Here is a 13,012-nt window from a genome sequence, read left to right on the forward strand (position 1 = left end):
AACCATGATCACGACCGTCACGACCACCACGACGCCGAACCGCAAGGGCCGTCGCCTGATGAAGATGGCCGGCGGCGCCGTCGTCCTCGGCGTCCTCGCCACCACGGGGTGTGCCCCATCCGAACGCACCACCGCATCGCAGGCACCGGCTCTCCCAACGGCGAGTCTGGCACCCGGCGATACGTCGCGGGGTGCCGACAACTTCTACACCAGCGACCGGGTCACTGTGCAGAAGGTGACCTTCAAGAACCAGTATCAGATGAACGTGACCGGAAACCTGTTCGTGCCCAACGACTTGGACCGCAACGCGAAGAACGCGGCGATGGTCGTCGGACATCCCATGGGTGCGGTCAAGGAGCAGAGCGCCGACCTCTACGCCACCAAGCTCGCCGAGCGGGGCTTCGTCACCCTGTCCCTGGACCTGTCGTACTGGGGCGAGAGTGAGGGGCAACCGCGGAACCTGGTGGCCCCCGATGTCTACACCGAAGACTTCAGCGCCGCCGTGGACTACCTGCGCACCCAGTCATTCGTCGACGCCGAACGTATCGGTGCGCTCGGCGTTTGCGGGAGCGGAAGCTTTGTCATCAGTGCCGCCAAGATCGACCCCCGGATCAAAGCCGTTGCCACGGTCAGCATGTACGACATGGGCGGGGCCAACCGCAACGGACTGCGCGGCGCAATGACACCCGAGATGCGACAGCAGGCTCTGGCTCAGGCCGCGCAGCAGCGCGACGTCGAGTTCAGAGGCGGTGACGTCAAGTACGTCGGCGGTACGCCGTTCGAGCTCACCGAGCAGTCAACGGCGATCGACCGAGAGTTCTACGACTTCTACCGCACCGCCCGAGGCAATAGCCCCGACACCACCACCCAGCCGACGCTGAGCAGCAACGTGCGATTCATGAACTTCTACCCGTTCGAAGACATCGAGACGATCTCCCCGCGCCCCATGCTGTTCATCACTGGTGACCAGGCGCACTCGCGCGAGTTCAGCGAACAGGCGTACCAACTCGCCGCCGAACCCAAGCAACTGGTGACCGTTCCGGGCGCCGGTCACGTCGACCTCTACGACCGAACCGACCTCATCCCCTTCGACACATTGGCCACCTTCTTCCGGACCAACCTGGACAGCGGCAAATGACCGTTGACTAGACGCCCGCTAACGCAACTCCGATGTCCCATAGCCGCGCGGCATTGTCGGGATCAAGGGCGTACGGTGCGCCGCCGCCGCTGAAGTTACTCGGACGCTCAGTGACGACGGATGACCGCGGCGTCCGGCTGCCCGGGTAAAGCGCGCCGCCTCCACACTCTGCTCGGTAACCTGGCTGCCTACCGAACCCTAGGCAGGAGATCACCGATGGACTCGACGCCTGTCCGCTCAGCTCAGCGGGTAGTCGAGGCGATCGAGCTGGCCGGCGTCCGGTACGTGTTCGGCATCCCGGGGGCGAAGATCGATGCCCTCTTCGATGCCCTGCTCGACAGTTCGGCTGAGGTCGTCGTATGTCGCCACGAACAGAACGCGGCTTTCATGGCAGCGGCCATCGGCCGGTTGACGGGCGTTCCAGGTGTCGTCGCGGTGACCTCCGGGCCGGGTACCACCAACCTGGCGACCGGGCTGATCACCGCCACCACAGAGCAGGATCCGCTGGTGGCGATCTGCGGAGCAGTATCGCGCGACCAACGGCTCAAGCGCACGCACCAATCGATGGACGCCGCAGGCCTACTCAGCACGGTCACCAAGTTCACCGGTGAAGTCAACGCTCCCGATGACGTCGCAGAGACCGTCGCCAACGCGTTCCGCATCGCTGCCGCCCATCCGCGTGGAGCCACCGCGGTGGTACTGCCGTCCGATGTGGCGGCGGCGGCAACCTCGGCGGCTCTGACGGCGATTCCAGCGACGCCGCGCCTGGGACCCGCCCCCGCCGCAGACATCACACGTGCCGCTGAAGCGGTTCGCGATGCGCGCATGCCCGTCCTGCTCATCGGTGACCGCGGCGCAGACCCCGATGTCACCGAGGCGCTGCACCGGCTCATCACATACACCGATCTGCCTGTGGTGGAGACATTCCAGGCCGCCGGAGTCATCTCGCGCGAACTCGAATCGCACTACCTCGGACGGGTCGGACTCTTCCGTAATCAACCCGGTGATGTCCTGCTCGCACGTGCCGACGTCGTCCTCGCCGTGGGTTATGACCCCGTGGAGTACGACGCGCAGCTGTGGAACCCAGACGACACCAGGGCGATCATCCACATCGACGCATTGCCCGCGATGATCGACAACCACTATCAGCCGCAGATCGAACTCCAGGGCGACATCGCGGCGACCCTGGATCAGCTCGCGCCGCAGCTGGCCGGCCTCACACTCGACGCAGAGGTCAACACCGCCATCGCGGAACAGCGCGATCGGCTCACCACCATCGATGAGGACGCAAGGGCCAGAAGCGAATCCGACCGCGGATTGAATCCGGTCGCTGTCGTACTGGCCCTTCGGGACAATCTGACCGATGATGCCACCGTCGCATGCGACATCGGCTCGAACTACATCTTCATGGCCCGGCACTTCCGGTGCTACCGACCCCGACACCTGATGTTCTCCAATGGCCAACAGACACTGGGTGTTTCGCTTCCCTGGGCCATCGCCGCGGCCTTGGTGCGACCGGGTACGCAAATCGTCTCGGTTTCCGGTGACGGCGGCTTCTTGTTCTCCGCGCAGGAACTCGAAACCGCTCGCCGCTTGAGGGTGACGCTGACGCACATCATCCTGCGCGACGACACCTACAACATGGTCGCGTTCCAGGAGGTGATGAAGTACGGACGCAGCTCCGGCGTTCAACTCGGCCCCTACGACACGGTGAGCTACGCCGCCGCGTTCGGCGCGCACGGGTATCGGGTGAACTCGATGACGGAGTTCGTCAGCACGCTCAAGACGGCGTTGGCCGAGCCGGGAGTCAGCATCATCGACGTGCCGGTCGATTACAGCCACAACGAGGAATTGGGGCAACAACTTCACGACGACGCGTTCCACTGACCGGGCATCGATCGGCGCCGAGGAGTAACCATGACCGACGGTAAGGCGCAGGGCCGGATCGCCCAGCTGGCGCAAGCGCTGCACCATCACCTTCCACTGGCCGCCGCAACGACGGGCGCACCGCAGGCTCCGCATGAGGTGTATCAGTACTCGACGCTCGAAGCGCTGCTGGGCGGCGTCTACGACGGCGACGTCACCATCGGCGAACTGCTCACTCGTGGCGACTTCGGACTGGGGACCTTCAACAGCCTCGACGGCGAAATGATCATCCTCGACGGAGTCTGCTACCACCTGCGCTCGGATGGAACCGCCGCGGTCTCAGCGCAAAGCGAGCTGACACCGTTTGCCGCCGTCACGTACTTCAGACCACGGACCACGTTCGCGGTGGACACCCCGACGACGTACCAGCATCTCGACGACCTTGTCTCCGCACAGATCTCGAGTCATAACTTGAACTACGCGATACGGGTCACCGGCCAGTTCAGCACGGTGCGGACCCGAACCGTCGCACGGCAGGACAAGCCGTACCCGCCGCTGACCGAGGCCACCGAGGGCCAAGCCGAAGCCACGTTCACCGACATCGCCGGAACACTCGCCGGGTACCTCAGCCCCAGCTACGAGCAGGGGATCACGGTCGCCGGGTATCACCTGCACTTCCTGGACGACAGTCGAACACGCGGCGGGCATTGCCTCGACTTCACGCTCACCACCGGCACCGTGGCGATCGACACGATCAGCGACCTGCACCTCAGCCTGCCGCAGTCGGGCGCCTTCCTGACCACCTCGATGCCGCCGGGTGGCGCGGTCGACGAGCAGATACGCAAGGCCGAAGGCGGCGCCTAGCCGCGGGCGCGCGATGTCAGGAATCGGTAATAACTGACCCGATTCCCCCCGTGCCACAAGTGTGGTTCCCTCGTCACAGGTGTGCGTTGCATCGATTCTGCATCGTTAGGGACGGTTCGGTCCGCTCCCAACTCGTTAGCGGTCTGAATGCTGGGCACATCGACGACACGACTCGAGGGAGGGGCAACGGTGGACGCGCGGGCACAGGTCGGGCAGATGAGTCAGGAGACACGGGAGGCGTTTGCCCAACGCATCCGATCGCGCCTCTCCCCGGCCGACATCCCGGCAGCGGATCACGACGTCAGCATCATCGGAGGAGGCGTCGCGGCCCTCACGCTGGCGCTGGAGCTTCGCCGCGCTCGTCCAACCACGCGAATCCTGGTGATCGATCCGAACGTCCACCCGGTGCCCGAGATCACCCACACGGTCGGCGAGTCGACGGTCGAGGTGTCGGCGCACTACCTGCGTGAGCGTCTCGGCCTGGCCGACCATCTGAGCACCTCACACATTCGCAAGATGGGTCTGCGGATGTTCTTTTCACACGGGCAGAACACCGATATCGCGCAACGGATGGAACTCGGCAGTTCCTCGTTCGTTCCGCAGGTGACCTACCAGATCGACCGCGGCAGGCTGGAGAACGAGCTCAGCCGGCGCTGCGTGGAACAGGGTGTCGACATCGCCAACGGTCGGGTCCGTTCAGTGGAATTCGGATTCGAGAACCGTCCGCACACGATTTCGTTCCAGACCGGAGACGCAGTCACGCACACCACGGCACGCTGGGTGGTCGACGCGTCGGGCCGCAGCCGGATGCTCGGACGACAGTTGGATCTCAAGCAGGCCAACGAACACAAATGCAATTCCGCGTGGTTCCGGATCGCGACGGAGATCGACGTCGGTCGATGGAGCGACGACCAGGCCTGGCAGGACCGCCTTGTCGAGGGTGATCGTGCCATGTCCACCAATCACCTGATGGGCGAAGGGTATTGGGTCTGGCTTATCCGACTAGCCTCTGGTGCCACCAGCGTCGGTATCGTGGCCGACCCGGCGTTTCACAGTTTCGACGAGTTCAACACCCTGGACAGGGCGACAGCGTGGCTGCGCGAACATGAGCCCCAGTGCGCGGCGGTCGTGGCGAAGGACGCGCACCTGATCAAAGACTTCCGGGTCATGAAGAAATACAGCCACGGCGCGGCAAAGGTCTTCGATGGGCGCGACCGATGGGGCCTCACGGGTGACTCAGGCGTATTCCTCGATCCGCTGTATTCGTCGGGTCTGGATCTGGTCGCGATTGGCAACGGGCTGCTCACCGACATGGTCACCAGGGATCTGGACGGCGAAGACATCGTCGCGCGAGCTCACATCAGCGACACCCTCTTCCGGTCGCTCACCGAGATGTGGCTGGCCGTCTACGAGCGGCAGTACACGCTGATGGGCACGCCGACGGTGATGTCGGCGAAGATCATCTGGGATGTCGCCTTCTACTGGGGGTTCATCGGCCTTCTGTACATGAACGGGAAGTTCGTCGGCCTTGCCGACGACCCGGGCTTCGTCCCCCACCTCGACGGGCTCATCGCCCTGAGTAATCGTGTCCAGCGATTCTTCCGGGAGTGGGCCGCAATCGAGATCGGCACGCCCTCTGTGCGATTCGTCGACCTGTACACACCCCTCAACTTCATGGTGACGCTGCACACCGCGATGATGGGCGCGAGTGCCGACTTCGACGAACAGTTCGATGCGAATGCTCGACTGCTGCGTCAGCTCGCGGGTCAGCTGGCCGAAACCGTCATCGCGGACAAGTCGTCGATGTTCGGCGACGACGAGGTCATGCGGCAGGTACAAGCGTGGCAACGGGATTCATTCCTGCACGAGTTGCGATCAACGTACCGACACGAACAGGCCACCAACCCGCTCAGTGGCGACTGGATCGTCGCCACCTCACCGATCCTTCAATCCACGTGACGATGTTGCCCGGACACAGTGGCCGCGAGCCCTTGGCGATCGTCGGAATCGGATGCCGCCTCCCCGGTGGCGCCGACTCCGCGGTCCGTCTATGGGACCTGCTGTGCAATGAGACCGACGCCACGTCCGTCGTCCCCGAATCACGATGGCACGCCGCGAGATACCACGACCCCAACCCTGCGAAGGTCGGCAAGATCGTCACCCGTCGAGGCGGGTTCCTTTGCGACATCGATCAATTCGATCCACAGTTCTTCGGCATCTCCCCGCGGGAGGCGCATTCACTCGACCCGCAACAGCGCCTGTTGTTGCACGCCACCTGGGAGGCGTTGGAAGACGGCGGGATACCCGCCGACGACTTGGCGGGCACCGACGTCGGAGTGTTCATAGGCGGCTTCACACTCGACTATCAACTGCTCCAGAATCAAGGCCGCACCAGTCGCTACCGGTTCAAGTCACATTCCGCCACCGGGATGATGATGACGATGCTGGCGAACCGGATATCGCATGCTTTCGACTTCCGCGGACCCAGCATGACAGTCGACACCGCGTGCTCCGGCTCGCTCGTTGCTGCGCACCTTGCGGCGCAGAGCATCTGGAGCGGCGAGTGCGATCTCGCGCTTGCAGGCGGCGTGAACATCATGATCGGTCCCAATACGGCAATCGCGGAGTCGAAGAGCGGATTCCTCAGTGCCGAGGGCCGTTCCAAGGCCTTCGACGACTCGGCGGACGGCTACGCGCGCGGAGAAGGCGGCGCGATCGTGGTCATCAAGCCGCTGCACAAGGCACTCGAAGACGGCGACGAGATCTACGCTCAGATCCTCGGCACGGCGGTCTCGCAGGACGGCCACACCGACGGCATCACCGTCCCTCGCGAGGAAGCCCAAGAAGCAGCGGTCCGAACTGCGCTGCGGCGGGCGGGTGTTCAGCCGACCGACGTCGGCTACGTGGAAGCGCACGGCACCGGAACGCCCCTGGGCGACCCGATCGAGATGCGAGCACTTGCCAATTCGCTCACCTTGGATCGATCCGCGACGGATCCCCTCCTTATCGGATCGATCAAGACCAACATCGGCCACCTCGAGGCCGGCGCCGGCGTGGCCGGTCTGATCAAAGCGGCGCTGGTGGCCAAGCACGGGTACATCCCAGCCAATCTGCACCTGCGGAATCCAAACCGTCACGTATCTTTCGCGGACCTCAAGATCGACGTGCCTGCCACCGGCAGGCCGTTTCCCGACTGTGAGCGACGCGTCGTCGGGGTGAACTCCTTCGGATTCGGTGGCACCAATGCTCACGTCGTGCTCGCCGAACCGCCCGCCCCGCACTCCGTCCCTCCCGCCGACCAACCCCCTGCGGTGCTGCCCACGGTCCTGCCGATCTCGGCGCGCAGCGACGAAGCACTGGTCGCGGTGGCCGGTCAGTTGGCCGACCACCTGGCCGACAATCCCGACATCACACTGTCGGACCTGAGGTACACGCTCGGCCAGCGGCGGACCCATCTGAGCCACCGCCATACCGTGATCGCCGACAGCATCACCGATGCGCACGAGCACCTGCGCGCCATCGCCGACGGCGGGCAGATCACCACCAGCCGAACCACTTCCACTGCGCCGAAGCTCGCCTTCGTTTGTACGGGCATGGGCCCACAGTGGTGGCGGATGTGCCGCGGTCTGCTGGACACCTTCTCTACCTTCACCGACAGCATTCTGCGCAGCGACCGAGAGCTGTCGCGCCATGCGGACTGGTCTCTCGTCGAGGAACTCCGGCGCGATGAGACTTCGTCGCGCATGGCGGAGACGGAGTTCGCGCAACCGGCCAACTTCGCCATCCAGGTCGCGCTGGCCGAACAACTCGCGGAGTTCGGGATCAGTCCGGATGCAGTGGTCGGCCACAGTGCCGGAGAAGTGGCCGCGCACTACATCGCCGGTCTGCTCACCTTCGAGCAGGCAGTCGAGGTCATCTTCCACCGAAGCCGGCTCCAGCAGCGCACGACCGGGCAGGGCCGGATGCTCGCCGTCGGCCTCGACACCGAATCGCTGATGCAGACAATCCGCGGAAAGCCGCTCGACGAGATCGGGCGCCGGGTATCGGTGGCCGCGATCAACAGCCCGTCGGCGGTGACAGTCGCCGGCGACAGCGACCTCCTCGCCGACATGGCCCGGCAGTTGGACGAGGCCGGCGTCTTCAACAGGTACCTCGCGGTGAAGGTGCCTTATCACACCCACTTCATGGATGCGGTCAAGGACGACATGCTCGGTGTCTTCGACGGTCTGTCGTCGAAAGCGGCTGCACTGCCGCTGTATTCGACCGTCACCGGTGAGCAATTGGACAGCTACCAGGCCGGTGCCGCCTACTGGTGGCAGAACACGCGCGCCACCGTGCTCTTCGAGCCGGCGATCCGCCGGATGCTTGACGACGGGTACACCAGTTTCGTCGAACTGGGTCCACATCCTGTCTTGGCGGCGTCGATCTTCGAAGTCGCCGGGATGCAGCGGGTTTCGGTGATGGCGACCCAGCGCCGAGACCACGACGACAGCAGGGCACTGCTCAGTTGCCTTGGCACGCTGCACTGCAACGGCCATGACGTCGCGTGGAAGGCCGTGGACCCAGACGGAGGCCGACTCCTCAAACTTCCGTCATACCCATGGCAGTCGAAACGCTTCTGGAACGAATCCCCGGAAGCGACAGAGGCCTTGTTCTACGACCCGGTGCATCCATTGCTCGGGCAGCCGGTCAGTGGCGTGCACCCGACCTGGGAAGCCGAACTGAGCGCTGTTCTCAATGCCTTTCTCGCCGACCACCGCATACAGGGAAGTGTTGTCCTCCCAGGCGCGGTGTACGTCGAAATGGCCCTGGCCGCGGCGAAGCAGACCTACGGGTCGAACCACAGTGTGGACAACCTCATGCTGCACCGGGCCGTCATCCTGGACGAAACATGTGACCCCATCCTGCGGACCACACTCAACGAAGCCGACGGCTCGCTGGAGTTCGCGGCGTTCTCCGCCACGGCCGACGGGGAATCCAAGTGGGCGATCACCGCGACAGCTGAACTCAACACCATCCCCGTCGCGCCGCACCGCGAGGACCCGTCGCGAGGTGACGAGCCCATCGCCACGATCGGCGGCGACGACTTCTACGTCCGCACCCAGTCCATCGGATTCGACTACGGCGACGCGTTCAGATCGATCCGGGGCGTCACCGCCGGTGAGGACTGGGCAATCGCCGAGGTCACCGTTCCCCCGGCGATCGCGGGCGAGGTCGATCAATACCGATTCCACCCCGCGCTGATCGACGGCGCATTCCAAACGCTTTTCGGTGCACCGTTTCTCGGGCAGAAAGAGTACGAAGACCCATACCTACCCACTCGTATCCGGCGGTGCTCGGTGTACGGCCCGCCCGAAGAACGCATGATGGTCCACACCCGAGTCGTGTCGGCGACCAGCGAAGCGGTCGAGAGCGACATCACGATCACCGACGTGCTCGGCAACCCCCTTGCTGTCATCGACGGCTTCGTCGTGCAGTCGCTGAGCGCCTCATCTCGCATGTCGGTCGACCACATCGACAAGGGGCTGTACGAGATCCAGTGGCGCGAGAAGAGTAGCGATGCTGATCCAGCCGCACCCGCAGAGCGCGTCGATGCGGGCGACGAGGGATCGTGGCTCGTCCTGTGCGACACCTCCGGTGTGGGTGCGGCCGTCGTACACGAACTGCGTAGTCGCGGGCACCGCGTGCACGCCGTCGAACACCCCGAGCACATCGGCGACTTGTTCGTACGCCTCGGCAGCACAGGTGGTTTCGCGGGAATCGTCAACTGCTGGCCCCTGGACATCTCCGATCACGCCTCTGCCGACGAGAACCATCAGCTGGGCGCCTTCACGGTGCTGCGTCTGGTGAAGGCCCTCGCGGAACACAACACCGTCAAGCCCCGCCTCTACCTGGTCACCGCCAACGCGCAACCGGTGCCCGGTACGCGACTGGGTGCAGTCGACCAGGCCGCTGTCTGGGGCCTCGGTCGGGTCATCGGACACCAGGAGTTCTCCGAACACTGGGGTGGTCTCATCGACATCGACCTGGACACCGATTCAGCCCCCGACCGCGGACCAACCGCTTCGCGCATCTGCGAGCACCTTCTCGACGGTGAGGCCGAAGATCAGATCGCGATCCGCGGCAGCCTGACATTCGTTCCGCGCCTGCGCCTCTGCGACGGTCTGACGAAGCCGTTCCCCACCAAGCTCACCCCGGACGCAACCTACGTGGTCACCGGGGGAGTGGGAGCGCTCGGCCGCGTTGTCGCCGGCTACCTCGCCGAACACGGGGCACGACACATCACCTTGCTGAGCCGAAGCGTCATCCCGCCCAGAGAGCGCTGGGCAGCACTGACGGAAGACGACGCCCACTACGCCACCGTGAACACCATCCGGGCGGTGGAACGTCTCGGTGCCCGAATCACCACTGCGAGTGTCGATATCGCCGACGTCGGGCAGGTGACGACGTGGCTGGACGACCACGAGCGGCGCGGCGGGCGGCCGATCCGGGGAATCGTTCACGCCGCGGGCTCGGTCGCCGACCAGCTTCTGGTGAACATGACTGAAGACGATTTCGCCAGGGTGGTGCGACCCAAGATCACCGGAACGCGCGTGCTGCACGACGCCCTCAAGGATCACGACCTCGAATTCTTCGTCATGTTCGGATCCGCCGGTTCCACCATCGTCTCACCAGGACAAGGGAATTACGCGGCCGCCAACGCCTTCCTCGACGCCTTCGCCCATTATCGGCAGGCGCAGGGCCTTCCGGCGCTCACCATCGGGTGGGGGCCGTGGTCGGTCGGGATGGTCGAGGAGCTCAAGCTGGAGAAGATCTATGCGTCGCGGGGCATCGAGCTCATCACCCCCGCGGTGGGTGGGCGGATTCTCGATCGGCTCATCGGTCAGCAGACACCAAACGTCGTCGCCATCACCGCCGACTGGAGTCGAGCCCGCCATGCCGGACTCGGCGGGCGCCTGCCGATGATGTTCTCAGAACTCGAGACCGACGAATCATCGCCCTATCTAACCGATTCGGAGTCTTCGATACTCGATGTCCTCGCGGCCACTCCGGACGCTGACAGGCTGGCAGTGATCGCCGATCAGGTGCGGCGCATCGTCGCCGCTGTCTTCGACTGCGCCGCGACCGACATCGACCCCGACGACATTCTCGACGACATCGGACTGGATTCCATGATGGCGATGGACTTCAGGGTCAGGATCAATACGACGTTCTCGATCGACATTCCTGTTCTGGAGATCCTCAGGGGCGTCAGCGTGAACTCACTGTCCGAACGGGTGCTGGCCGAGCTTCGGTTTACCCACGGCGACGTGCCCGTGGCAGAAAACGCCGATGTGGATCGGCTGATGGGCGAGTTGTCGGACGCCGAGCTACGGGAGCTGCTCGCAGAACTCGAGGCGCAGACCACCGAGCCCGAAACCGGAGGGGCGCACCCATGACCGCCTCCGCAGTACACGTGCGAGGGTTGTCGAAGGCCTATGGGCAGTCACACGCGGTGCAAGATCTGGATCTCGACATCGGCTACGGCGAGATCTTCGCGATCCTCGGTCCGAACGGGGCAGGAAAGTCGACGACCATCGAGATTCTCGAAGGCAACCGGAGACGCGATTCCGGACAGGTGCAGGTGCTGGGCGAGGACCCGGCAGTGGCGGGCCGAGACTGGCGGGCACGGATCGGCGTGGTCCTGCAGGAGGTCAGTGACGCCGGAATGCTCACGGTGCACGAGACCCTGCAGATGTTCACCAGCTGCTATGGCACCGCCAGGAAGCCCGCAGAGGTACTCGACCTCGTCGGGCTCGCCGAGGTGTCCGGGTCGAGGGTGAGAAACCTGTCCGGTGGTCAGCGTCGCCGGCTCGACGTCGCCCTCGGCATCGTCGGCACGCCCGAGTTGCTCTTTCTGGACGAACCGACCACCGGCTTCGACCCCGAAGCCAGACGCCAATTCTGGGAGCTCATCAGGCTTTTGGCGGCTGATGGCACGACGATCGTGCTCACCACGCACTACCTGGAAGAAGCGTCCGCGCTCGCGCATCGTGTCGCGGTGCTCGCAGGCGGCAGGGTGGTCGCGGTGGACTCGCCGACGCGGCTGATCGGACACGTCGACTCGGCCGCCACCGTCCGTTGGATGGAGGGAGACGAGGTCCGCGTAGAGCAGACGGACTATCCGACCGACCTGATCCGGCAGCGGAGCAAGGACGGCGCAGAGCTGGCGCAGTTGACCGTCACGCGGCCCTCACTCGAAGACGCGTACCTGCTCCTGATCGGCCAGGCCTGATGTCGGTCGGCCATCAGGACAGGGCTGCACTGCCGCGGCAGCGGGCCCGCGGCTCGGCCCCAGCGGTCCCGTCCGTGTGGCGCATCGGGCTTTCGCGAGTCATCCCCGAGCTGAAGATGTTCTACCGCAGGCCCGAACAGGTGGCGTTGACGTTCTCGATGCCCGCGGTGATCTGCCTGCTGTTGGGTTCGATCTTCTCGACGCAACTGCCCGACGGTGGTATCACCACCGGTGCGGTGATCGCGGCGAGCATGCTCGCCTATGGAATCCTGTCGACGTCCTTCATCAATCTGGGCATCAGTATCGCCGCGGACCGCGACACCGGGGCGCTGAAGCGGCTCCGCGGAACACCGGCGACCGCAACGTCGTACTTCATCGGCAAGATCATGCTGGTCGCCATCGTCAGTTTCGCCGAGGCCGTAATCCTTTTGCTGGTAGGGGTTTTGGTCTTCGGGCTCCGGCTACCGACGGACGTATTCGGCTGGTTCACGCTCACATGGGTGTTCGTGCTCGGCATCATCAGTTGTTCACTCCTGGGCATCCTCGTCAGCAACTTCGCAAGCAACGCCGTGTCCGCCGCCGTCATCACCAATGGCCCGGCCGTCGGTTTGCAGTTCGTGTCGGGCACCTACGTGCCACTGATGCTGCTGCCGACCTGGATGCTGGTCATCGGCTCGATCTTCCCAGTCAAGTGGATGGCACAGGGCTTTCGATCGGCGCTGTTACCCGCACAGATGGTCGTTCTTGAACCGGCAGGCACCTGGGAGCACTGGCGGACGTTCCTGGTCCTGGCCGCGTGGAGCCTTGGCGGATTGATGGCGTGCCTCTACGTATTCCGATGGTCGGATCGGGACTGAGTCGAGGGTAGG

7 protein-coding genes are annotated in these 13,012 nt (G+C 64.6%); all 7 read left to right on the top strand.

The window, feature by feature from the left end:
• Positions 1-4 precede the first annotated feature (4 nt).
• The 7 genes from AB4Z42_RS15145 (at position 5) to AB4Z42_RS15175 (ending at position 13,000) form a co-directional block, all read left to right on the top strand.
• Positions 5-1,138, top strand: coding sequence for an alpha/beta hydrolase (locus AB4Z42_RS15145; RefSeq protein ID WP_442009994.1), 1,134 nt, complete (start codon positions 5-7; stop codon positions 1,136-1,138).
• A gap of 216 nt (positions 1,139-1,354) precedes the next feature.
• Positions 1,355-3,025, top strand: coding sequence for an acetolactate synthase AlsS (gene alsS, locus AB4Z42_RS15150; RefSeq protein WP_442009995.1), 1,671 nt, complete (start codon positions 1,355-1,357; stop codon positions 3,023-3,025).
• Between the two features lie 30 nt (positions 3,026-3,055).
• Positions 3,056-3,868: an acetolactate decarboxylase gene (gene budA, locus AB4Z42_RS15155; protein ID WP_442009996.1), complete on the top strand. Its 813-nt coding sequence runs from the start codon at positions 3,056-3,058 to the stop codon at positions 3,866-3,868.
• 216 nt (positions 3,869-4,084) lie between these two features.
• Positions 4,085-5,827, top strand: a complete 1,743-nt coding sequence (locus tag AB4Z42_RS15160) for an NAD(P)/FAD-dependent oxidoreductase (RefSeq protein ID WP_442009997.1) — start codon at positions 4,085-4,087, stop codon at positions 5,825-5,827.
• Between the two features lie 2 nt (positions 5,828-5,829).
• A complete protein-coding gene (locus tag AB4Z42_RS15165) occupies positions 5,830-11,307 on the top strand; it encodes a type I polyketide synthase (RefSeq protein ID WP_442010060.1) in 5,478 nt (1,825 codons plus the stop codon).
• On the top strand, positions 11,304-12,143 hold the full coding sequence (locus AB4Z42_RS15170; RefSeq protein WP_442009998.1) for an ABC transporter ATP-binding protein: 840 nt from the start codon (positions 11,304-11,306) through the stop codon (positions 12,141-12,143). Before AB4Z42_RS15165 ends, AB4Z42_RS15170 begins: the two co-directional genes overlap by 4 nt.
• The gene (locus tag AB4Z42_RS15175) at positions 12,143-13,000 is read left to right on the top strand and encodes an ABC transporter permease (RefSeq protein ID WP_442009999.1); all 858 of its coding nucleotides are present in this window, start codon (positions 12,143-12,145) and stop codon (positions 12,998-13,000) included. The genes AB4Z42_RS15170 and AB4Z42_RS15175 overlap by 1 nt, the downstream gene beginning before the upstream one ends.
• Positions 13,001-13,012: the final 12 nt, after the last annotated feature.

This window comes from Mycobacterium sp. 2YAF39 (genome assembly GCF_052114565.1).
Classification (GTDB): Bacteria; Actinomycetota; Actinomycetes; order Mycobacteriales; family Mycobacteriaceae; genus Mycobacterium.

Bases quoted from the DNA above. Each gene is read 5' to 3' on its own strand.
- AB4Z42_RS15145 (WP_442009994.1), top strand. From the start codon at position 5: ATGATCACGACCGTCACGACCACCACGACGCCGAACCGCAAGGGCCGT.
- alsS (WP_442009995.1), top strand. From the start codon at position 1,355: ATGGACTCGACGCCTGTCCGCTCAGCTCAGCGGGTAGTCGAGGCGATC.
- budA (WP_442009996.1), top strand. From the start codon at position 3,056: ATGACCGACGGTAAGGCGCAGGGCCGGATCGCCCAGCTGGCGCAAGCG.
- AB4Z42_RS15160 (WP_442009997.1), top strand. From the start codon at position 4,085: ATGAGTCAGGAGACACGGGAGGCGTTTGCCCAACGCATCCGATCGCGC.
- AB4Z42_RS15165 (WP_442010060.1), top strand. From the start codon at position 5,830: ATGTTGCCCGGACACAGTGGCCGCGAGCCCTTGGCGATCGTCGGAATC.
- AB4Z42_RS15170 (WP_442009998.1), top strand. From the start codon at position 11,304: ATGACCGCCTCCGCAGTACACGTGCGAGGGTTGTCGAAGGCCTATGGG.
- AB4Z42_RS15175 (WP_442009999.1), top strand. From the start codon at position 12,143: ATGTCGGTCGGCCATCAGGACAGGGCTGCACTGCCGCGGCAGCGGGCC.